The organism is Variovorax sp. YR634 (genome assembly GCF_900106655.1).
Taxonomy (GTDB): Bacteria; Pseudomonadota; Gammaproteobacteria; order Burkholderiales; family Burkholderiaceae_C; genus Variovorax.
Genome location: NZ_FNOL01000004.1, coordinates 179,375 through 201,088, shown reverse-complemented (window position 1 = coordinate 201,088; position 21,714 = coordinate 179,375). Strand labels below are relative to the sequence as shown.

The following is a 21,714-nucleotide window of genomic DNA, read 5'->3' as shown; positions in this document are numbered from 1 at the left end:
CCTGCGGACTTCAAACAACCTGGAGGCAACGATGAAAATCCGGTATTACTTGATGGCGTTCCTGCTGCCGTTCGTCACGCTGCTGACGCACGCGGCAATCACCGGGGTCAGTCCGATGACGACCCTGAACAACATGGCGGCAGCGGTCTCCGCGGCCGTCGCCGACCCGCTCCCGCTGCAGGGGCCGGGCCTGGGCAATCTCACCTACACGTCGGCCGAGCTGTTCAAGCCGGTGTCGATGATCACCAGCCCCGCGCACCCGCTCGATCCGGCGCACAGCAGCGCCTACGAATCGCGCGAGGTGCCCGCCACCTACCCGGGCCGCAAGGACTACGGCATGAACGCGGGCATCATGGTCAACGGCTACTTCCTCACCTCCTTCGCGCCGGACAGCGGCCTGGGCCCGGGCGGCTTCCTGCTGTACGACGTGTCGAACCCGCGCCAGATCCAGCTGGTCAAGAAGATCTACGAACCCGAGGCCCGCACCAAGGAGTTCCGCGAAACGCACTCCTTCGGCACCGCGAAGATCGGCGGCAAGACGTACGTGGTGCTGCCCAGCATCAACGGCGTCGAGTTCTGGGACTTCACCGACGTCAACGACATCAAGCAGGTGAAGAAGCTGGCGCTGCCCGGCGTCAACGGCGGCGACTACGAGAACGTGGCCTGGCAGCTCTGGTGGCAGGCACCCTACCTGTACGTGGCGTCGGCGGGCCGGGGCATCTTCATCGTCGATGCCGGGGACCCCGCGAACGCCGTGATCGCGAACCGCGGCGCCGGCAAGCCCAATCCGGTACCCACCGGCGAGCTCGGCGGTTTCCGCATCGGCCCGATCTTCACGATGGGCAACCACATGGTGCTGACCGCGATGGAAAGCAACGGCGGCTTCGCGAGCCTGGACATCTCCGATCCGCTCAACCCCAAGGTGCTCGATTCCATCGTGGGCACCACGCCGTTCTACTACGCGACCTGCTTCGACGGCAGGAACCTGCATGCCTCCGCGCGCAACAGCGGCGCCAGGATGTACAGCTACGACCTGAGCGACCGCTCGCACTTCGTGGCCGAGGACAACCGCCTGGTCATCGACGAACAGCTGTACTGCGCCACGCAGGACAACTACGTCATCCAGGGCGCGCAAACGCGCATCCACAAGGTCGACGTGAGCAATCCGCTCAACCACGTGGAGGTGGGCCGCGGCAGCATCCTGCGCGAGGACGACCCGAACTTCACGCATTCGGACAACGGCCAGGTCGCGATGTTCGGCAATCTCGTCTTCGTGGGCAACGACCACGGCTCGGGCAGCGGCTTCGTCGTGCACTCGGTGGACCCTGATACCACCAAGCCCGAGGTCAAGCAGGTCTCGCCCGCCAACGGAGCGAAGCAGCAGGCGCTGACATCGCGCATCGGCCTGGGCATGACGGACAACATCCGGCCCGAGAGCGTGAACTCCAACACCTTCATCGTGCGCCCTGTCGGCGGCAACACGCTGGCCGGCACCTACAGCGTGCAGCTGGGCATCATCAACTTCCACCCCGACCAGCCACTCTCGCCCGGCACCAGCTATGAAGTGTTCCTGCCGGCCAACGGCGTGAAGGACTATGCGGGCAACGCCATCGGCGCGGACTACAAGTCGACCTTCAACACCGGCAACGCGACCGATATCAACCTGATGCACTACTGGACGCTGGCGGGCAACCTCTCCGACCAGATCGGCGCCAACAACGGCACGCCGGCCGGCGGCGACGCGTTCGAGAGCATCGGCATGAACTTCGCGAACCGCACCACCGGTGTGCCGCTGAAGAACGACAGCGTGGCCACCGTGCTCGGCGGCACCGCGTCGCTGAGCTTCTACATGAAGACCACGCAGGCGGGCGGACCCAACTCGTGGACCGCGCCCGGCATCTTCGGGCGCGACCAGTCCGGCGGCGCGGACGACGTGTTCTGGGGCTGGCTCGACAACGGCGGGCGCATCAAGCTGTCGATCGGCAACGATGCGGGCACCACCTCCACCGCAGCGGTGAACGACGGCGGCTGGCACCACGTCGTGATGACGCGCGATGCGGCCTCGGGTGCGCAGGCCGTGTACGTCGATGGCGTGAAGACCACATCCACAGGCCCCACCGGCAACAAGGGCCTGTCGAACAAGTTCAACCTGCTGGGCCAGATCCAGGGCAATGCGGCGCTCTTCAAGGGCACGCTGGCGGAGGTGCGCGTCTACGGCCGCGTGCTCAACGACAGCGAGGTGAGCACGCTGCGCGGCCAGGCCATCATCGGCGACCCCGGCATCGGCGGCGGACCGAAGATCGTCAACGGCCAGCTGGTGTTCAACCCGGCCACGCTGGGTAGCAGCGGCGCGCAGTTCCGCTGGAACTTCGGCGACGGCACGCAGACGGCCTATTCGAGCCAGCCGAACTACACCTACACCTACACGCGCCCCGGCCACTTCACGGTGACGCTGACGGTGAAGGACAGCAGCGGCCGCGAGACCTTCTACACCTACAACCTCACGGTGATCGTTCCGACCACGGCGCGGGCGCCCACGCACACCACCAACATCGCAGGCGACGCGAACTCGGTGTATTCGGTCAACCCCGACAGCGGCACGGTCGCCGCGATCAACGCGCAGACCCTGGCCAAGCTCTGGGAGACCCGCGTAGGCGATGAGCCGAAGACGCTGGCAGTAGGCCCCGACGGACGCATCTGGGTCACGGTGCAGGGCGAGGACAAGCTGGTTGCGCTCAACGCGGCAGACGGCGCCATCTCCGCCACCGTGGCGCTTGCCTACGGCAGCGGCCCCTACGGCGTGGCCTTCACGCCCGATGGCGCGAAGGGCCTGCTGACGCTGGAGAGCAAGTCGGTGCTGATGAGCTTCGACCCGAGCAACGGCGCCACAACCGGTGCGGTCGCGCTCGATGGCGCGCTGCGCGGCATTGCCGTCAACTCCGACTCGCAGGTGGCCTACGTCACGCGCTTCAAGTCGAAGATGACGGGCGGCCAACTGCACAGGGTGAACCTGCAGAGCATGAGCGCCATGACCACCATCGCGCTGCCGGTGGACACCACCACGGTGGACACCGAGAGCCGTGCGCGCGGCGTGGCCAACTACCTGAGCCAGGTCGTGATCTCGCCGGACGGCAAGCGGGCGGTGCTGCCTTCGAAGAAGGACAACATCGTGCGCGGCAAGTTCAGGGACGGAAACAACCTGGTGCACGACCAGACGGTGCGCTCCATCCTGTCGCAGGTCGACCTGCAGGCGGCGGCGGAGAAGTTCGACGAGCAGATCGACTTCGACGACCGCGCACCGGCGCGCGCCGCGCTGTTCTCCGCCTCGGGTGACTACCTGTTCGTTGCGCAGATGGAAGGCAACCGCGTCGCCATCGTCGATCCGTACAGCCGCTCGGTGCGCGGCGAGATCAACGCCAGCAGCGCGCCGCACGGCCTGTACCTGGACTCGACGCGCAAGCGGCTGTTCGTCAACAACTTCCTGGCGCGTTCGGTGTCGGTGCACGACGTGGCCTCGGTGCTGAGTTCGGAGACCAATGCCCCGACCTTCCTGCAGAACGTGTCGACGGTGGCGCAGGAGCCGATGGCTGCCGCGGCGCTGCGCGGCAAGCAGGTGTTCTACAACGCCTCCGACCGGCGCATGAGCAAGGACAACTACATCTCCTGCGCGAGCTGCCATGCGGACGGCGGCGATGACGGCATGGTGTGGGACTTCACCCAGCGCGGCGAGGGCCTGCGCCGCACCATCAGCCTGCAGGGCCGGCGCGGCATAGGCCACGGCAAGCTGCACTGGACGGCCAACTTCGACGAGGTGCAGGACTTCGAGAACGACATCCGCAACGAGTTCGGCGGCACCGGCTTCCTGACGAATGCGGATTTCGCGGCCACCTCCGACCCGCTGGGCGCGCCCAAGGCCGGCAAGAACGCGCAGCTCGACGACCTGGCGGCCTACCTGGGCTCGCTGAGCAAGTTCATGCGCAGCCCGGCGCGCAACGCGGACGGCAGCCTGAGCGTGGATGCGACGCGCGGCCAGACGCTGTTCAGCTCGGCGCAGTGCGTGACCTGCCACTCGGGCGGCACCTTCCGCGACGGCCTGCGGCACGACGTGGGCACGATCCAGGCATCGTCGGGCAAGGGCATGAACCAGCCGCTGGCGGGCGTGGGCTTCGACACGCCGACGCTGTCGGGCACGTGGAACACCACGGCGTTCTTCCACAACGGCCAGGCGGCCACGCTGCAGGACGTGCTCACCAGCGGCCACGGCAACGCCAACAGCCTTCCAGGGGCCGACCAGGTGGCGATCCGCGAGTACGTGCGCTCGCTCGACACGGCTCCGGCCGTCGTCGCGCGCATCCGCTCCGACCTGAACCCCACGATGTGCGTGAACATCAAGGGCGCGGCGACCACCAGCGGCACGACCGCCGTGCAATGGCCGTGCGGCAACGCCGGCAACGAGAAGTTCACGGTGAACAGCCTGACGGGCGGCTACGTGCAGTTCGTCGCAGAGCACAGCGGCCTGTGCCTGGCGCAGAACGGCACCGCGACGACGAATGCACCTGTGGTGCAGCTGGCGTGCACCGCCGGCGACACAACGCAATGGAGCCTGGTCGGCGGGACGGTTCGCAACCGCGCATCGGGTTCATGCCTCGATGTGCCGAACGGCTCGACGACGCAGGACACGGCGCTCATCACGTGGACCTGCAACGGCGGCAACAACCAGAACTGGACCCAGTTGCCCTGAGGCTCTGACGCTCCCCTGAAAGCCGGCCGCTTCTTGCGGCCGGCTTTTTTTCGTGCAGCCCATGACCTCCCACGTCATGGACCGTGCGCACCCTCTCTGGGAAAGTACCTCCATCGAATCAATCGATCAATCAACCAACCAGGAGAAAACACCATGACCGGCTTCAACATCCTTCCCCTCGCAGTCGCCTTGCTGATCGGCGTCGCGGCCCTCGGCTCCTGCCTCGGCATCGGACTGGTCGGCCAGAAGTTCCTGGAAAGCACCGCGCGCCAGCCCGAGCTGGTCGACACGCTGCAGACCAAGTTCTTCCTGGTGGCAGGCGTGACCGACGGAGCCTTCATCATCGCCACCGGCATCGGCCTCTGGTTTGCCACCGCCAACCCCTTCGGCTGAGCAGGAACGAGACGGCGCACTGGCACCATTCGTGCTAGCACTGTTGACACCGAATTGTTTACAGTTAAAGTATTTAGCTATCAACGGTTTGATGTCGCCGGTGCCGCATGGGGCGGTACCGGTGCGTTGTTTCATCTTTCCCTGCCGGAGAACCCATGAGCCACCTGCCCCCGAAGTCGCCCGCGCTGCCGCGCACCCTGCTTTCGCTGCTGCTGTGCGGCGCAGCCCTCGGTACCGCGGTGTCGGCCGCTGCCGCACCCGTCAAGGTGGGCCTGGCCCTCGACATCTCGGGGCCATTCGCGGCATTGGGCGCCGAGGCGCGCGATGGCTTCGCGCTGGGCATCAAGCAGCTGGGCGGCAAGCTCGGCGGGCAGGACGTCGAATTCGTGCAGGCCGACATGGCCGGCAGCCCCGACCAGGCCAAGCAGCTGGTCGACCGCATGATCCAGCGCGACAAGATCGACATCTTCAGCGGCCCCATCGGCTCCAACGTGGCGCTGGCCGTGGGCCCCACGCTCTTCAACGCCAAGGTGCCGTACCTCTCGGCCAATGCCGGCCCCAGCCAGTTCGCCGGCGCGCAGTGCAATGCCTACTTCTTCGGCACCGCCTACCAGAACGACCAGTTCCACGAGGCCGCCGGCAAGTTCGCGCAAGACCGCGCCTTCAAGAAGATCGTGCTGATCGCCCCCAACTACCCGGCCGGCAAGGATGCCCTTGGCGGCTTCAAGCGCCAGTTCAAGGGCCAGGTGGCCGACGAGCTCTACACCAAGCTGGGCCAGATCGACTACGCCGCCGAACTCGCGCAGCTGCGCGCGGCCAAGCCCGACTCCATCTACTTCTTCCTGCCCGGCGCGATGGGCATCAACTTTATCAAGCAGTTCGTGGGCGCGGGCCTGTCGAAGGACATCACGCTCGTGACCAGCGGCTTCTCGGCCGACGAGGACGTGATCGGCGCCGTGGGTGACCCGATGCTCGGCCTGTTCAACACCTCGCACTGGGCGCACGACCTCGACAACGCCGCCAACAAGGCCTTCGTGGCCGCGTTCCGCAAGGAATACAACGGCCGCTACCCGTCGGTGTACGCCGCGCAGGCCTACGACGCGATCCTCGCGATGGACGCTGCCGTGAAGCAGTCCGGCGGCAACGCGCAGAACCGCGAAGCCGTGGTGGCCGCGCTGAAGAAGGCCAACTACGCATCGACGCGCGGCAACTTCAAGTACGCGAACAACCACTTTCCCATCGAGAACTTCTACCTGCGCGTGATCGGCAAGGATGCGCAGGGCAAGGTCACGAACAAGCTGATCAACACGGTTCTCACGAACTACGGCGACAGCTACGCAGACAAGTGCCCCCTGAAATAGGCTCGCCCCCAGGCTTCGCGCACTTCGTGTCGCTTCTCCTTCCCCCTATCGGGGGCAACACCTGAGGCCCGGCAAAGCCGGTTCCTCGGTGTTCCTCGAATGAAAACGCGAGCAATCCTTGTGATCCTATGAGTGGAATTCTTGTTCTCGAGCAGCTGCTCAACGGCCTCGGCTACGGGCTGATGCTGTTCCTGCTGGCTGCGGGGCTCACGCTGGTGTTCGGCATCATGGACGTGCTGAACCTCGCGCATGGCTCGCTCTTCATGGCCGGCGCATACGTGGCGGCCGAGGCGCACACGCGCACCGGCTCGTTCGCGGCGGCCATCGTCATCGCGGTGGCGGTCACCGTGGTGGTGGCGCTGCTGCTCGAAGCGCTGCTGATGCGCCGCCTCTACACACGCGACCACCTCGCGCAGGTGCTGGCCACCTTCGGCGTGATCCTGGTCGCCGACGACATCGTGACGATGGCCTGGGGCCCGTCGCCGGTGATGGCGCCGACGCCGGCCGCGCTCTCGGGGCCGGTCGAACTGATGGACGGCCTGCCCTACCCGGCCTATCGCCTCGTCATCCTCGTCGGTGGCCTGCTGGTCGCGCTGGCGCTGTACCTGCTGGTGAACCACACGCGCATCGGCATGCGGGTGCGCGCGGGCGCCTCCGACCGGCCGATGGCCGAGCTGATGGGCGTGCGCGTGGGCCGCATCTTCAACGGCGTGTTCCTGCTGGGTGCGGCGCTGGCCGCGCTGGCGGGCGCGCTGATGGGCCCGATCGTCGCGGTGCAAGTCGGCATGGGCGAGGCCATCCTGATTCCGGCGCTCGTCGTGCTGGTGATCGGCGGCATCGGTTCGGTGCGCGGCGCCTTCGTGGCTGCACTGCTCGTGGGCGTGGTCGACACCGTGGGGCGTGCCTTCGTGCCGATGCTGCTGCGTGCCACGCTGCCGCCGGCTACTGCAGCCGACCTGGGGCCGCTGTTCGCCGAAGTCGCGATGTACGCGCTGATGGTGGTGGTCCTCATCTTCCGGCCCTCGGGCCTTTTCTCGGCACGCGCATGAAGTCTTCACGCTACATCGGCCTCGGGCTGCTCTTCGTGCTGCTCGCGGCGTTTCCGCTGGTCGCGCCTGTCTTCGGGCTCGAGTTCTACATCGGCTTCGTGCGGCGCGTGCTCATCGTGGCGCTGGCTGCGGCAAGCCTCAACTTCATCCTCGGCTTCGGCGGCATGGTGGCGCTGGGGCATGCGGGCTTCATCGGCGTGGGGGCATACACGGTGGTGGCGCTCAGCGACGCGGGCGTGATGTCGGCGTGGGTGATGTGGCCGCTGGCCGCGCTCGTGGCCGGCCTCGTCGCGGCGCTGATCGGCACGGTGGCGCTGCGCACGCGCGGCGTGTACTTCATCATGACCACGCTGGCCTTCGCGCAGATGCTGTACTTCGTGGTGGTGTCGCTGCGCCGCTATGGCGGCGACGACGGCTACACGCTGATGTCGCGACCCACGCTGCTGCCGGGGCTGGACCTGGGCAATGAAGCCAACTTCTACTGGGTGGTGCTGGCGATCGTGGCGCTCGCGCTCTGGTGGCTGCACCGTGCGACGCAATCGCGCTTCGGCCATGCGCTGATGGGCATCCGCGACAACGAGACGCGCATGCGGGCGCTGGGCTATCCGGTGTTCCGGCTGCAGCTGGTGGCGTTCGCGATTGCAGGCGCCATCGCGGGGCTGGCCGGTGCGCTGCTCGCGGGCGGCAACGGATTCGTGAGTCCGGCGACGATGCACTGGACGCAGTCGGCCACGCTGCTGGTGATGGTCGTCATCGGCGGGCTGGGGCGCAGCTGGGGCGGGCCGGTGGGCGCTGTTGTCTGGCTGTTGCTCGAAGAGGCGTTGAAGCAGCACACGGAGCATTGGCATATGCCGCTGGGGTTGTTGCTGATCGCTGTTGCGTTGTGGGCGCCGAAGGGGCTTGCCGCCCTCTACAAGCGCCGCTTGCCCCTCACCCCAACCCTCTCCCCGGAGGGGCGAGGGAGTAAGACGACACCATGAGCCTTTTCAGAATCGAAGGGTTGGTCAAGCGCTTCGGCGGACTGCTGGCGACCGACCATGTGAACCTCACCGTGGAGCGCGGCGAAGTGCATGCGCTGATCGGCCCGAACGGCGCGGGCAAGACCACGCTGGTGAATCTGATCACCGGCCTGCTGAAAGCCGATGCCGGCCGCATCCTGCTCGACGAAGCCGACATCACGAAGCTGAAAGATCATCAGCGCGTGGCCGCCGGCATGTCGCGCTGCTTCCAGGTGACGCGCGTGTTCCCCAAAGAAACCGTGCACGACAACCTGATGCTCGCAGCGCAGGCCCATGCGGGCACCAGCCTGCGCTTCATGGCGCCGCGCGCGAAGGAACGCGACCTCGTCGATCGTGCAGTGGCGCTTGCGGACCGCGTCGGCCTCGGCAGCGAACGCGAGCGCATCGCGGGCACGCTGCCGCACGGCGCGCAGCGCGCGCTCGACGTAGCGCTGGCGCTCGCGGCCGAGCCCAAGCTGCTGCTGCTCGACGAGCCGATGGCCGGCATGGGTCCGGACGAATCGGCGCGCATGGTGGAGCTGATCGAATCGCTGCGCGCATCGATGGCCATCCTGCTGATCGAGCACGACATGGACGCGGTGTTCCGCCTGGCCAACCGGCTCACCGTGCTGGTGCAGGGCAAGGTGCTGATGAGCGGCACGGCCGACGAAGTGCGGGGCCACCCCGACGTACAAGCCGTCTACCTCGGCACGGAAGCGGAGGGCCACTCATGAGCACGGCCAACACATTGCTCGAAGCGAAATCCATCGAAGCCGGCTACGGCGCCAGCCAGGTGCTGTTCGGCATCGACCTCGACATCCGCCCCGGCGAAGTGCTCGCACTGCTCGGACGCAACGGCATGGGCAAGAGCACGCTGCTGAAGGTGTTGACCGGCACGCTCTCGCCGATGCGCGGCAGCGTGCACTTCGGCGGCGCGGCCATCGGCGGCCCGAACAAATCGATGCGGCCCGACGCCATCGCGCGGCGCGGCGTGGCCATCGTGCCCGAAGGGCGGCATGTGTTTCCCAATCTCAGCGTCGATGAGCACCTGCGCGCCTTTGCAAGACCGCGCCCGGGCAGCGCGCCGCGCTGGACGCTCGATGCGCTGTACGGCCTGTTCCCTCGCCTGTCGGAGCGCAAGGCCAACGCGGGCAACCAGCTCTCTGGCGGCGAGCAGCAGATGCTGGCCATCGCCCGTGCGCTGTCGACGCACCCGCGCCTGCTGATCCTCGACGAAGCCACCGAAGGGCTGGCCCCGGTGATCCGCGAGGAGATCTGGCACTGCATTGCCACGCTCAAGGCCGAGGGTGAGGCGATCCTGGTGGTCGACAAGTACGTGCAGCGCCTGCTGCCGCTGGCCAACCGCCATGTGATCCTCGAACGCGGGCGCGTGGTGTGGCAGGGCGACTCGGCTGCGCTGGACGCCGACCGGTCGCTGTGGACGCGCTACCTGGGCGTGTAGGGCCTCCGTTCGCCCCCCTGGTTCGCGCGGCTTCACGGCGTTCACGGCGCCGCGTCTCATTGCGGACGAAGCGCGAGGAAGTAGACCCACGCTTCCTCGTTGCGGCCGATGCGCTCCATCTCCCAATGCGTGCGCAAGCCGGCCTCTTGAAGCTGCGCGGCGAACAGGTCTTTCGCCCAGTACACGGTGTGACAGTCGCCATTCGTCTCGCCTTCGCCGACTCGCATGGAGACCAGGAAGGCACCGCCGGGCTCGAGTGCGTCGAAGACCTTGCGCAAGATCGGGCCGATCTGCGCGCGATCGACATGAATCAGCACGCACATCGCGAGGATGGCGTTGTAGGGCCCTCCCAGCGCATCCGTGATGACGTCGAGCAGTTCGCCCTTCTTGCCGCGCTCCGCCTGCAGATCGAGAAATGCCTGTGCCGCATCGGTGCGCCTGACGACCCCGCCCAGGGACTCGATGAAGTCGGCGTCCCGCCCCGGACCGGAGCCGATCTCGAGCACGGTGCCGCCGGTGGGCACGAACTGCATCATCCGCCGCATCGCGTCCGCGATTTCGGGCTGCAGCGGGTGTTCGGCCACGATCGCGTTGTACTCGCGGGCAGAACCTTCGTAGGACTGGACGGTGCGGTGCGATTTCTCCAGCGCCTGTGCGGAGATTTTCATAAGCAGCCTTTCCGGCCCATCGGACATCCGGCGGGACCTGGATGGAAAGTCTAGGTCCAACGCGCCATCCGGCTCATGGGGAAAATCGCCTAGGCGCTGACCGGTGCCGTGGCGTGCGCGAGCCGCAGTGCGCGCATGGCCAGCACCAGCACAATGGCCGAGCAGAACGCGATGCCCGCCACCATCGGCAGCGGCGTGCCATTGGCGAATGGCGACACCAGCGCGACCATCACCGCGCCGCCCGCGAAGTTCAGCGTGCCGAGCAGCGCCGAGGCGGTACCGGCGCGCGCGGCATGCCCTTCCATCGCGACCACGAAGGCTGAAGGCACGATCACGCCATTGAGCCCGTAGACGGCCATCAGCAGGCCGACCAGCACGCCGAGCCGGTCGACGCCCGCCAGCGTCAGCACGAGCAGCAGCCCTGTGACGGCGGCATGCGCGATGACCGCCGTACGCAGCACGCGCCGGATGCCGAAGCGCGCGGCGAGCCAGCCGTTGAACTGCGACGCCGCGATCATCGACACCGCGTTCAACGCGAACAGCGCGGCGTACATGCGCGGCGAGATGCCGTAGTGCGTGCTCATCACGAACGACGAGTTCGCCACGTAGACGAAGAAGCCCGACAGCGTGAGCGAGGCCATGAAGGCCACGGCCAGGAAATTCCGGTCGCGCAGCAGCACGCCGTAGCTGGCCATCGCGCCACGCAGGCTGCTTTGCGCACGCGCTGCCGGCGGCCGCGTCTCGGGCAACATCGCGGCCACCATTGCCATGGCCAGCACCGCGAGCGCGCCGATCACCCAGAACACCGCGCGCCAGCTGGCCGCCTCGGCCACGAAGCTGCCCACCAGCGGCGCGAGGATCGGCGACACGCTGTAGACCAGGATCAGCATCGACATCAGCCGCGCCGCCTCGGTGCCAGTGTGCAGGTCGCGCACCACGGCGCGCGGCGTGACCATGCTCGCGCAGGCGCCGAGCCCCTGCAGGAAGCGAAAGGCGATGAGCACGCCGATGTTCGGTGCGAGCGCGCAGCCGATGCTCGCACCCGCGAACACGGCAAGGCCCACGTACATCGGCCGCTTGCGCCCGAACATGTCCGACAGCGGGCCTGCCACGAGCTGGCCCGCGCCGGTCGCAATGAAGAAGGCCATAAGGCTGGCCTGCACCGCGTGCGGGTCGGCGCCCAGCGCGTGGCCGATGGCGGGGAGCGCTGGCAGGTACATGTCGATGGCGCAAGGTCCGATCGCGGTGAGCAGGCCCAGCACGATGGCGTAGCGGGAAAGTTGAGCGTTCGATGAGGACATGCGTCGATGGTCGCGCGTCAAGCTGGATGATTGAATAATCAACAGGCCGCTTTTCCTATTCATTCGTACAGAAGAAACCATGGACCCCTTGTCCGATGTGCTTTCGATGCTCACGGTGAGCAGCACGCTGTCTTCGCGTTTCGAAGCGCACGGCCGTTGGGCCTTTCGCTATCCGCACTACGACTCGCACATCAAGCTGGGTGGCGTGCTCACGGGCCGGATACGGCTGCAGATCGGAGACAAGAGCCCGTCGGTCCTGCTGGAGAAGGGCGACTTCTATCTGCTGACCAACGGCCAGCCTTTCACTTCTTCCAGCGATCCGCCGGGTCCGATGCAGGACGGCATGCAGATCAGCCGCGACCACCGCGGCCCCGACGGCGTGCTGCGCTACGACGGCCGTGGCGCGGGTGACGCCGAGGCAGTCACCATGGCGAGTGGTCGCTTCACGCTCGACACCGAAGCAGGCGAACTGCTGCTGCGCCACCTGCCGCCGCTGATCCACCTGCGCGCAAGCGACCCCGGCGCGCGGCCGCTCGTGGGACTGCTCGACCTGCTGGGCTGGGAGACGGCCGAGATGCGACCAGGCGCATCGATTGCGCGCACGAATCTCGCCGCACTGGTGCTGGTGCAGGCGCTGCGTGTGTACCTGGCGAATGCGCCGCAGCCCGAAGGCTGGCTCGGTGCAATGGCCGATGCGCGCATCGGCGAGGCCTTGTCGCGCATGCATGGCGACATCGCACAGCCGTGGACCGTCGAGAGTCTTGCGCAATCGGCGGGCATGTCGCGCACGGCGTTCGCGGTGCGCTTCAAGTCGCTGACGGGATCAACGCCGCTCGACTACCTGGGCGGCTGGCGCATGACGGTGGCGCGCAATGCGCTGCGCCACAGCGACGAAGCCATTGCGCGCATTGCCGAGCGCATCGGCTATCAGTCGGAGACTGCGTTCAGCGCCGCATTCAGGCGCATGGTGGGCGAAAGCCCCGGGCGCTTTCGCGTGCTGAGCCGCGGCAGCGTTACACAGAACGCGTGATGCCGCCGTCCACGCGCAGGTTCTGGCCGGTGATGTAGCCGGCGCCTTCCGAAGCGAGGAAGCCGATGACGGCCGCGATCTCGCTGCTCTTGCCGTAGCGGCCCATGGGAATGCGGCCGCGGAATTCGGCCTTCTCGGGCAGGCTGTCGATGAAGCCCGGCAGCACGTTGTTCATGCGCACGTTGTCGGCCGCGTACTTGTCGGCAAAGAGTTTGGTGAAGGCTGCGAGGCCCGCGCGGAACACGCCCGATGTGGGGAACACCGGGTCGGGCTCGAAGGCGGCGAAGGTGGAAATGTTGATGATGGAGCCGCCGCCCTGCTTCACCATGAGCGGCGCAACGAGGCGCACGGGGCGCACGGCACTCAGCAGATAGACGTCCATGCCGCGGTGCCAGTCTTCGTCGGTGATGTCGAGGATGGGTGCGCGAGGGCCGTGGCCGGCGCTGTTGACCAGCACGTCGACGCGGCCCCACTGGGCAACGACCTTGTCTACGAGCCGCTTCAGGTCGTCGTTCGACTGGTTCGAGCCGGTCACGCCGATGCCACCGAGCTCGGCAGCCAGTGCCTCGCCCTTGCCCGACGACGAGAGGATGGCTACACGAAAGCCGTCGTCTGCGAGCTTGCGTGCTGCTGCGGCGCCCATGCCGCTGCCACCTGCGGTGACGATGGCTACTTTTTTCTGTTCTTCAGAAGACATCCGGGATTCCTTGGTTCATGCGGAACCTGCATTTAGCCAAGGAATCGGGGCTCTTGCCATTCAGGCTCTTGTCTTGTTGTTCAGGGCGAGTGCGAAGACACCGGGTACTCCCCTCCGCGAATGTCCCCCGTCGGCGTGAGCGCGCCCCGAACGAACGAAACCTAAACCGCAGGCAAAGTAGCCTGCATCGACGCACGCTGGTTGAACGCCTCGAACCACTTCGCGCTATTCGGCGCTTGAGCGCGCCAATCCACCGCGGGAAACCGGAAGTCCATGTAGCCCAACGCACAGCCGAAAGCGATGGTGCCGATATCGACACGGTCACCAAATGAAGGTGCAGCCGTCTCGAGCCATTCGAGGCCGGTACGCACCTTGGCGAGCTGACCGTCGGTCCAGTCAGTCCAGCGCAGCTCCTCGGGACGCAACACGCTCTCGTAGCGAGCGAGCAATGCGGCACCAGTCATGCCGTCGGCCAACGCCAGTTCGGTCAGGCGCGCCCAGCGCACGGCGCCGTCGGCCGGAAACAGCTTGCCCGACTGCGTGGCGTTCAGGTACTCGCAGATCACGCGGCTGTCGAACAGCACCTGGCCGTCGTCGGTGATGAAGGTCGGCACCTGGCCGAGCGGGTTCTTCGGAATGATGGTGGCGTCGCGCTTCACCGGGCCGGCCGCGCTCGGCAGCTTCTCGATGCGGTCTGCAATGCCGAGCTCGTGCGCCACGACCATGCACTTGCGCACGAAGGGGGAAGCGGGAGAGAAGAAGATTTTCATGGTGATGAGAGCTTGTGCTTCGGGCTTGCGCTGTTGTGACTACGCCGGCTTCCTGATGCGCAGCATGCCCTCCTGCGCGGCCGAAGCCACGAGCCGGCCGTCGCGCGCATAGAGGCTGCCGCGGCACAGGCCGCGCGCGCCGCCCGCGCTGGGCGAATCGAGCACGTACAGCAGCCAGTCGTCCATGCGGAAATCGCGGTGGAACCACATCGCGTGGTCGAGGCTCGCGGGGCGCACCTGGCCGCTCATGAAGCTCAGGCCGTGCGGCAGCATCGCGGCGCGCAGCAGGCCGTGGTCGGAGGCATAGGCCAGCAGCGCGCGGTGCACCATCGGATCGTCGGGCAGCGGCGCGATGGCGCGCATCCAGATGGCGCTTTGCGACGCCGCCGGGCGCGGCAGCGGCGCCATCAGGTCTTCAGGGTCGACGCGGCGGTATTCGATTCCGTGCGGCTGTATTGCCTTGGAGCGCCAGGGCTCTGGCAGGCGGTCGCCGAGGGCGATGCGCTGGTCGAGCTCGCTGACGAGGCCCTCGGGGCCGGCCACCTCGGGCATGTCGAACTGGTGCTCGACGCCTTCGTCCATGGTCTGGAACGAGGCCGACATTTCAAAAATGATGCGCTCCTGCTGGCGCGCCACCACGTGGCGGGTGGTGAAGCTGCGGCCGTCGCGCACGCGGTCGACGCTGTACTCGATGGGGGCATGTTCGCCCGGCAGCAGGAAGTAGGCGTGCATCGAATGCACCGGGCGCTCGGCGCCCACCGTGAGGCTCGCGGCCATCAGCGACTGGCCCAGCACCTGGCCGCCGAACACGGCGGGCGTGCCGATGTCCTCGCTCTGGGCCAGGAAGCGGTCGCCGCCCAGTGGCTCGAGCTGCATGAGCGCGACGAGTTCGTTGACGAGGTGGGCGGCGGTGGCGGAATCGGTGGTCATCGGGGGAAGGCTGTCAAAACAGGGCAGAAAGCAACCCTGGACCATAGCAAAGGCCGCGCCCGCGGGCTGTCGCGGGCCGGTCAGCGGCTGCTATCTGAAGAAGCAGATGTCCATGAAGCGGGCCCGGCAGCTGTAGTCCGTTCCGCCCTGCACCACCGACAACGGCGCCCCGCCCAGCACCAGCGAGCCGTCGGCGGCGCGGGCCAGCGGCGTCGGCGCGGCCTTGTCGGCAGGGCCGCTGGCCGTTTCCTGCTCCACGTACTTGAGGTACTGCGTCCGGGAGAAGTCGACCGCCTCGTCCTGCTTCAGCACGCCGGCCTCGTAGCGACGGCCCTTCACGCTGCCGAAGTAGCGCAGCGCCGGCCCGGTGCGGTCGCCGTATTTCACTTCGGTCTTCGCGAAGCCGGTCTGGATCAGGAAGGCCTGGTCGTCAGGCGTCAGGTCGGTGTCGAAGGCCATCAGCACGTACTGGCCTTCGAGGCTCTGGTTGCGCGCCACCTTCAACTCGCCGACCAGGGCGGGCGAGATCTTGGTGCGCCCTTCCCACCGCAGGATGGTGGCCACGCCCGGGTCGCCGTCGAACACGTAGTGGTACTTCTCGCCGGCAATGACGAGCTTGCGGCCGTCCTTGCTCGCGAGAAAGCTCACCATCGCGTCCTTGCCATGAACGGGCTCGCCCTCGGGCGTGCTGGCGCAGCCCCACTGCATCAGGCCGAGCGCGGCGCACAAAAGAGCCAGGAAGCCGCGGCGCGCGGTGATCGACAACGAAAGAAGATTCACGTTTCGTCCGGGGGTCGAGTTCATCTTGCCCCGGACTCTAGCGCGCCGCCGTGCTCAGCGGTCGAGGTCGGCGCCGTCGGCGACCAGCTTTTTCTGCAGGGCCGGCACATCGACCTTCGCGAAGGCCGTGCTGCCCAGCGACGCTGCCGCCGTACCCGCGGCCTGCCCCATGACGAAACAGCCGCCGCTCGCACGCGCGGCCGACTGGCCCTCGTGCGTCATCGACGCGCAGCGGCCGGCCACCAGCAGGTTGTCGAGCGTCTGCGGCACCAGCATGCGCCACGGCAGGTGGTTGTAGGCGTTGGCTTCGTCGCGCGGAAAGGCCCATTCGATGCGGCCGTCTGCGTGCATTTCCATCGGCCAGGCATTCAGGCCGATGTTGTCGCCGAACTTCGCCGAGCCCAGGATGTCTTCGCGCCCGAGCGCGTAGAGCCCCTGGATTCGCCGCGTCTCGCGGATGCCGACCTGCGGCGCGATCTCCACGATGGACGACTGCGCGAAGCCCGGCACCTCGGCCTTCAGGAACTTGAAGTACTCGCTGATCTGGCGGCGGCCTTCGAGCTCGCCCTCGGTGAGCTCGCGCGCATCGACACCGTTCATCGCGCGGCCCTGGGCGTTGCGGATCTGCGTGACGTTGGCGCGCCATTCGCGCGGGTCCTTGTTGGGCCGCAGGATGGCGCCTTCGCGCGGAAACTTGTAGACGCCCGGCTTCTGCTGTTCGGTGCGCGCCATGTAGTCGTTGATGGCCTTGAACTCGCCCACCGCCTCCAGCGCGGCCGGCGCGTCGACCTGGCCGATGCGGAACATGGTGGTCGGGAACAGCCCGCTGCCGTGTCCGTCGCCCACCTCGAAGGGCACGCCGGCAAAGGCCGCCACGTCGGCGTCGCCGCTGGCGTCGATGAAGGCGTTGGCGCGAATGGCCTGGCGGCCCGACTTGGTCTCGACCACCAGCGCCGCGATGCGGCTGCCCTCGCGGATCACCGCGGCCGCGTACGCATGGAACAGCAGCTTCACGCCCGCGGCGTCGAGCAGCTGGTCAGCGGCCAGCTTGTAGGCCGAGGTGTCGTACGAGCGCACGCAGATGCGCCCGCCCATGCCGTTCTGCGGCTGGTTCATGCCGTTGAGGCCGGCGATGCGGTCGATCAGCTCGTCGACCACGCCGTGCACCAGCTGGGTCATCTCGCCCTTGCGCTTGCCGTACAGGCCCGCGAAGTTGGTAACGCCGCCGGCCGTGCCCATGCCGCCGAGAAAGCCGTAGCGCTCCACCAGCAGCGTGTTGGCACCGTGGCGTGCAGCGCTCACGGCGGCAGCGATGCCGGCGGGGCCGCCGCCGACCACCACCACGTCGTATTCACCGAAGACCGGCAGCTCGCGCGCCGGTTCATGCAATGTTGTGGGAGACGTAGTCATCACTGGAGCTTGATTCCGCGTGCGGAAATGATCTTGGTCATGATCGCCGCCTCTTCGTTGACGCGCGTGCGCATCCCGTCCGGCGAAGTGCCCACGGCCTGCCAGCCCTGCTCGAAGAGCTTGCGGCGCACGTCCGGGTTCTTCATGACCACTTCGAGTTCGCGGCTGATGCGCGCCTGCGCCGCCTTCGACAGGTTGGCCGGGCCGAGCAGCGCCACCCACACTTCGAGATTGAAGTCCTTCACGCCGGCTTCCGACAGCGGCGGGATCTCGGGCACCAGCGCGCTGCGGCCGCCCGTGAGGCCGATGGCCTTGAGCTTGCCGGCCCTGATCTGCGGCATGGCCACGCCCGGCGGGATCAGGCCCATCTGCACCTGGTCGCCCAGCATCGCGGTGATGACCTGCGGGTTGCCCTGGTAGGGCACGTGCTCGGGCTTGAAGCCGGGCACGCGGGTCTTGAGCAGTTCCATGCCCAGGTGCCCGACCGAGCCGATGCCCACCGAGCCGTAGTTCCACTTGTCGCCGGCCTTGCGGCCCTCGTCGAAGAAGGCGGTGCCGGAGGGCAGGTTGTTCTGCGCCACCAGCACCAGCGGCGCGGTCGCGATCAGCGACAGGTAGGTGAAGTCTTTCACCGGGTCGTACGGCAGCCTGGCGTACAGCATCTTCGACGACGTGAGGTTGCCGTTGATGACGATGCCCAGCGTGTGGTCGTCGGTGGCCTTGGCCACCTGGTCGGCCGCGATGTTGCCCGAGGCGCCGGCCTTGTTGTCGACCACGATCGGCTGGCCCAGCGCCTTCGACAGCGGCTCGGCGATGGTGCGCGCCGCGATGTCGGGCGTGGAGCCGCCCGGGAAGCCCACGAGCAGGCGGATCGGCTTGGTCGGCCAGGCGGCATTCTCTGCATTGGCGCTCAGCGGCAGCGCGGTGGCGGCGGCCGCCAGACCGCAGGCAATCAGGAGAGCTCTCTTGGTGGCTTGCATGAAAAGAAGTGTGAAAAAGTTGTCAAAAACTAAAGAGGGCCAGCTTAACTGTCGAGCAAGACACCGGGCAAGCCACGCCCCCCGCTATTCGAGGCTGATGTTGCCCCTGCGCACCAGCTCGCCGTACACCTTCGACTTGGCCTCGGCATTGCGCTCGATTTCCTCTGGCGACCAGGCCAGCGGCTCGAAGGCGAAGGTGTCGAAGCGGGCGCGGATCTCGGGGTCGGCGATGACCTTGGCCACGTCGGCATTGATCTTCGCCTTGATGGCTGCCGGCACACCCTTGGGCGCGAGCAGCGACACGAACGAATTGACCTCCAGCGAGGCCGGGCCGCCGGCCTCGGCCATGGTCGGCACGTCGGGCATCTGCGGAATGCGCTTGGGCGCCGCGATGGCCAGGTAGCGCAGCTTGCCGGCCTTGTAGATGCCCTGGCTCGATGGAATGCTCGCGAAGCTCCACGGCACCTCGCCCGCACCCACGTTGGAGAACAGCTGCGACACCTCGCGGTACGGCGCGTGGCGCATGTGGATGCCAGTGAGCGCTTCGAGCTGCTGCGCGCCCAGGTGGCCCGGGCTGCCCACGCCCCACGAGCCGTAGACGATGCCGTCGGGGTTGGCCTTGGCGGCGGCAATCAGGTCGCTCATATTCTTCCACTTCGAGTCGGTGCCCACGGCCACGAAGAAGGGCGTGCGAAAGAGCGACGCCACCGGATCGAAGTGCTGCAGCGTCACGAAGTTGCGCGACTTGTACAGGTGCGGCAGCGCGGCGATGTGCTCGCTGTCGAGCTGCAGCAGCGTGTAGCCGTCGGGCGCGGCGCGGCGGGCCTGGTCGATGGCGATGAAGCCGCCGCCACCGGGCTTGTTGTCGATCAGCACGCGCTGGCCCCACAGGCGCGAGAGCTTGTCGGAGACCAGGCGCAGCACCGCGTCGGGGCCGCTGCCAGCCGCGAAGGGGGTGACGAGGGTCACGGGCTTGTTGGGGAAGTCGCCGGCTTGCGCCATGGCGCCTGTCGCCGCCGTCAAGGCGAGGACGCCTGCCAGAAGTGCGCGCGAAAAGTTCATGTCTTGTCTCCTGGGCCTGGGGCCTCGATGGTTATGAATGTTGGAAGCAACGGGTGTCAGTGCAGCGAAAGCGCGGCGGCCATGGCGGCCGCTTCGGCAGATGGCCGCAGCGCCTCGGGCGCATCGTCCAGGCAATGCTCGGGCCGCCAGGCGTACAGCCATTCGACCGCATCGTAGAAGCGCTCGGGTGAGCGGCCGACCCACAGGCTGTTGCGCACGAGGCGCTCCACGCCCTTGGCGTGATACAGCCGCCCCATCTCGCGCACCGACAGCACCACGCGCGCCGTGCGGGCGATGCGTGCAGCTTCATAGAGCTTGAACGCGGCGGTCATGTCGAAGCCGCAGGCCTTCACCGCCTCGCCGAGCGTCACCGCGTCTTCGAGCGCCATGCACGCGCCCTGCGCGAGGTACTGCATCATGGGATGCGCCGCATCGCCCAGCAGCGTGGCCGGGCCTTCGCTCCAGCGTTCGACCGGATCGCGATCGGCGGTGCTCCAGCGGCGCCACGAGGTCGGGCGGTCGAGCAGCTGGCGCGGGCGCGCATGCACGCCCTCGAAGTACGAGAGCACTTCTTCCTTGCTGCCGTCGGTCACGCCCCACTCCTCCTGCTCGCGGCTGTGGAATGTGACGACCAGGTTGTATTGCTCGCCATGGCGCAGCGGGTAGTGCACCAGATGGCAGTTGGGGCCGGCCCAGACCACGGGCGCGTTCCAGCGCAAGTCGGCCGGCATGTCGGCCGCAGGCACCACGGCGCGGTAGACCACGTGGCCCGACACGCGCGGCGCATCGCCGATGAGTTTGCTGCGCACCACCGACTTCACGCCGTCGCAGCCGACGATGGCGTCGGCCTTGAACTGCCGGCCATCGCTCGTGACGGCAGTGACGCCCTGACCGCCCATATCGATAGCCTCGACCTGCGCCGAGGTGTGGAAGCGGATCAGTGGATGCTGCTTCACGGCCTCGTGGATTGCGCCATGCAGGTCGGCACGGTGACTCACCGCATAGGGATTCCTGAAGCGCGCGCGGAAGGCTTCGCCGACCGGCACCGAGGCCACTTCGCCGCAATCGACCGCGTCCATCATCACCAGCCTGTCGGTGAACACCGAGCCCCGCCGCACCGCCTCGCCCACGCCCAGAGCGTCGAGCGCGGCGAAGGCATTGGGCCCTAGCTGCAGGCCGGCGCCGATCTCGCCGATGGTGGCGCTCTGTTCGAGCAGGTCGATGGAAACACCCAGGCGCGCGAGCGCCAGCGCCGCGGCCATGCCGCCGATGCCGCCGCCGACCAGCAGCACGGTGGGAGGGTTCTTCGATGGGGTCATAGCGGGCCTGTGCAGTGAAGAAGATCAGTCGATACGCACGGTCAGCGACGGCAGGCGGTCGATGCTCACCTTGATCGTCTGGCCGGGCTTCACCGCGCCCACGCCTTCGGGCGTGCCGGTGAATATCAGGTCGCCGGGCTGCAGCGTGAACAGCGTCGACAGGTTGGCGATGACTTCGTTCACCGACCAGATCAGGTGCGTGATGTCGCTGTTCTGGCGCACCTGTCCGTCGACTTCGAGCACGATGGCGCCGGCGTTGATCTCGCCCACGTCGGCCAGCGTGCGCAGCGGCGCGATGGGCGCGGAGAAGTCGAAGGCCTTGCCGATTTCCCACGGGCGGCCCTGCTCGCGCATCTTCATCTGCAGGTCGCGGCGGGTCATGTCCAGGCCCACGGCGTAGCTGTGGATGTGGCTTGCGGCCTGGTCGACCGGAATGTTCTTGCCGCCCTTGCCGATGGCGACCACCAGCTCGGCTTCGTAGTGGTAGTTGCTCGTGAGCGGCGGGTAGGGAATGGACGCGCCTTTGCCGTCGAACACCGGCACAACGGAAGCGTCGTCGTTCGGCTTGCAGAAGAAGAAAGGCGGTTCGCGGTCGGGGTCGAAACCCATCTCGCGCGCATGGGCCGCGTAGTTGCGGCCGACGCAGTAGACGCGGCGCACGGGGAACTGCTGGTCGGAGCCCACGATGGGCAGGCCGACGATGGAAGGAGGCGTGAAGACGAAGGACATGAAGGCTCCTGCCGCGCGTGGCGGCACACGGTCG

19 protein-coding genes are annotated in these 21,714 nt (G+C 67.4%); 8 read left to right on the top strand and 11 right to left on the bottom strand.

Going from position 1 to position 21,714, the window contains the following annotated elements; genetic code table 11:
• Window positions 1-31: 31 nt before the first annotated feature.
• The 7 genes from BLV60_RS09930 to BLV60_RS09900 all read left to right on the top strand — a co-directional run bounded on the left by BLV60_RS09930 (window position 32) and on the right by BLV60_RS09900 (window position 10,004).
• Window positions 32-4,741 carry an Ig-like domain-containing protein gene (locus BLV60_RS09930; protein ID WP_093053808.1) on the top strand — a complete coding sequence of 1,570 codons (4,710 nt, stop codon included), beginning with the start codon at window positions 32-34 and terminating at the stop codon, window positions 4,739-4,741.
• 153 nt (window positions 4,742-4,894) lie between these two features.
• Window positions 4,895-5,134, top strand: a complete 240-nt coding sequence (gene atpE, locus BLV60_RS09925) for a F0F1 ATP synthase subunit C (RefSeq protein ID WP_012745530.1) — start codon at window positions 4,895-4,897, stop codon at window positions 5,132-5,134.
• Window positions 5,135-5,289: 155 nt separating this feature from the next.
• Window positions 5,290-6,495 carry an ABC transporter substrate-binding protein gene (locus BLV60_RS09920; protein ID WP_093053805.1) on the top strand — a complete coding sequence of 402 codons (1,206 nt, stop codon included), beginning with the start codon at window positions 5,290-5,292 and terminating at the stop codon, window positions 6,493-6,495.
• Between the two features lie 128 nt (window positions 6,496-6,623).
• A complete protein-coding gene (locus tag BLV60_RS09915; RefSeq protein WP_093053802.1) occupies window positions 6,624-7,544 on the top strand; it encodes a branched-chain amino acid ABC transporter permease in 921 nt (306 codons plus the stop codon).
• Complete coding sequence (locus tag BLV60_RS09910) at window positions 7,541-8,524, top strand: branched-chain amino acid ABC transporter permease (RefSeq protein WP_093053799.1); 984 nt, start codon at window positions 7,541-7,543, stop codon at window positions 8,522-8,524. The genes BLV60_RS09915 and BLV60_RS09910 overlap by 4 nt, the downstream gene beginning before the upstream one ends.
• Window positions 8,521-9,276, top strand: a complete 756-nt coding sequence (locus BLV60_RS09905; protein ID WP_093053796.1) for an ABC transporter ATP-binding protein — start codon at window positions 8,521-8,523, stop codon at window positions 9,274-9,276. Before BLV60_RS09910 ends, BLV60_RS09905 begins: the two co-directional genes overlap by 4 nt.
• The gene (locus tag BLV60_RS09900; RefSeq protein WP_093053793.1) at window positions 9,273-10,004 is read left to right on the top strand and encodes an ABC transporter ATP-binding protein; all 732 of its coding nucleotides are present in this window, start codon (window positions 9,273-9,275) and stop codon (window positions 10,002-10,004) included. Before BLV60_RS09905 ends, BLV60_RS09900 begins: the two co-directional genes overlap by 4 nt.
• A gap of 56 nt (window positions 10,005-10,060) precedes the next feature.
• On the opposite strand, the gene BLV60_RS09895 is transcribed toward BLV60_RS09900, so the two are convergent.
• Both BLV60_RS09895 and BLV60_RS09890 read right to left on the bottom strand, forming a co-directional pair.
• Window positions 10,061-10,699: a methyltransferase domain-containing protein gene (locus BLV60_RS09895; protein WP_256328940.1), complete on the bottom strand. Its 639-nt coding sequence runs from the start codon at window positions 10,697-10,699 to the stop codon at window positions 10,061-10,063.
• Window positions 10,700-10,761: 62 nt separating this feature from the next.
• On the bottom strand, window positions 10,762-11,973 hold the full coding sequence (locus BLV60_RS09890) for a multidrug effflux MFS transporter (protein ID WP_093053787.1): 1,212 nt from the start codon (window positions 11,971-11,973) through the stop codon (window positions 10,762-10,764).
• Between the two features lie 79 nt (window positions 11,974-12,052).
• Here BLV60_RS09890 and BLV60_RS09885 point away from each other — a divergent pair, with 79 nt between their 5' ends.
• The gene (locus BLV60_RS09885; protein WP_093053784.1) at window positions 12,053-13,003 is read left to right on the top strand and encodes an AraC family transcriptional regulator; all 951 of its coding nucleotides are present in this window, start codon (window positions 12,053-12,055) and stop codon (window positions 13,001-13,003) included.
• Here BLV60_RS09885 and BLV60_RS09880 read toward each other — a convergent pair.
• The 9 genes from BLV60_RS09880 to BLV60_RS09840 form a co-directional block, all read right to left on the bottom strand.
• A complete protein-coding gene (locus tag BLV60_RS09880; protein ID WP_093053781.1) occupies window positions 12,987-13,700 on the bottom strand; it encodes an SDR family oxidoreductase in 714 nt (237 codons plus the stop codon). The genes BLV60_RS09885 and BLV60_RS09880 overlap by 17 nt on opposite strands.
• Before the next feature lie 161 nt (window positions 13,701-13,861).
• Complete coding sequence (locus tag BLV60_RS09875; protein WP_093053778.1) at window positions 13,862-14,470, bottom strand: glutathione S-transferase; 609 nt, start codon at window positions 14,468-14,470, stop codon at window positions 13,862-13,864.
• A 39-nt stretch (window positions 14,471-14,509) separates the two neighbouring features.
• Complete coding sequence (locus tag BLV60_RS09870; RefSeq protein ID WP_093053775.1) at window positions 14,510-15,400, bottom strand: acyl-CoA thioesterase; 891 nt, start codon at window positions 15,398-15,400, stop codon at window positions 14,510-14,512.
• Between the two features lie 90 nt (window positions 15,401-15,490).
• A complete protein-coding gene (locus BLV60_RS09865) occupies window positions 15,491-16,180 on the bottom strand; it encodes a hypothetical protein (protein WP_093053772.1) in 690 nt (229 codons plus the stop codon).
• Between the two features lie 54 nt (window positions 16,181-16,234).
• Window positions 16,235-17,590, bottom strand: coding sequence for an FAD-dependent oxidoreductase (locus BLV60_RS09860; protein ID WP_093053769.1), 1,356 nt, complete (start codon window positions 17,588-17,590; stop codon window positions 16,235-16,237).
• On the bottom strand, window positions 17,590-18,570 hold the full coding sequence (locus BLV60_RS09855; protein WP_093053766.1) for a Bug family tripartite tricarboxylate transporter substrate binding protein: 981 nt from the start codon (window positions 18,568-18,570) through the stop codon (window positions 17,590-17,592). The genes BLV60_RS09860 and BLV60_RS09855 overlap by 1 nt, the downstream gene beginning before the upstream one ends.
• An 84-nt stretch (window positions 18,571-18,654) precedes the next feature.
• Window positions 18,655-19,632: a Bug family tripartite tricarboxylate transporter substrate binding protein gene (locus BLV60_RS09850; protein ID WP_093053763.1), complete on the bottom strand. Its 978-nt coding sequence runs from the start codon at window positions 19,630-19,632 to the stop codon at window positions 18,655-18,657.
• A gap of 56 nt (window positions 19,633-19,688) precedes the next feature.
• Window positions 19,689-20,951: a 3-hydroxybenzoate 6-monooxygenase gene (locus tag BLV60_RS09845; protein ID WP_093053760.1), complete on the bottom strand. Its 1,263-nt coding sequence runs from the start codon at window positions 20,949-20,951 to the stop codon at window positions 19,689-19,691.
• A gap of 24 nt (window positions 20,952-20,975) precedes the next feature.
• A complete protein-coding gene (locus BLV60_RS09840) occupies window positions 20,976-21,680 on the bottom strand; it encodes a fumarylacetoacetate hydrolase family protein (RefSeq protein ID WP_093053756.1) in 705 nt (234 codons plus the stop codon).
• Window positions 21,681-21,714: the final 34 nt, after the last annotated feature.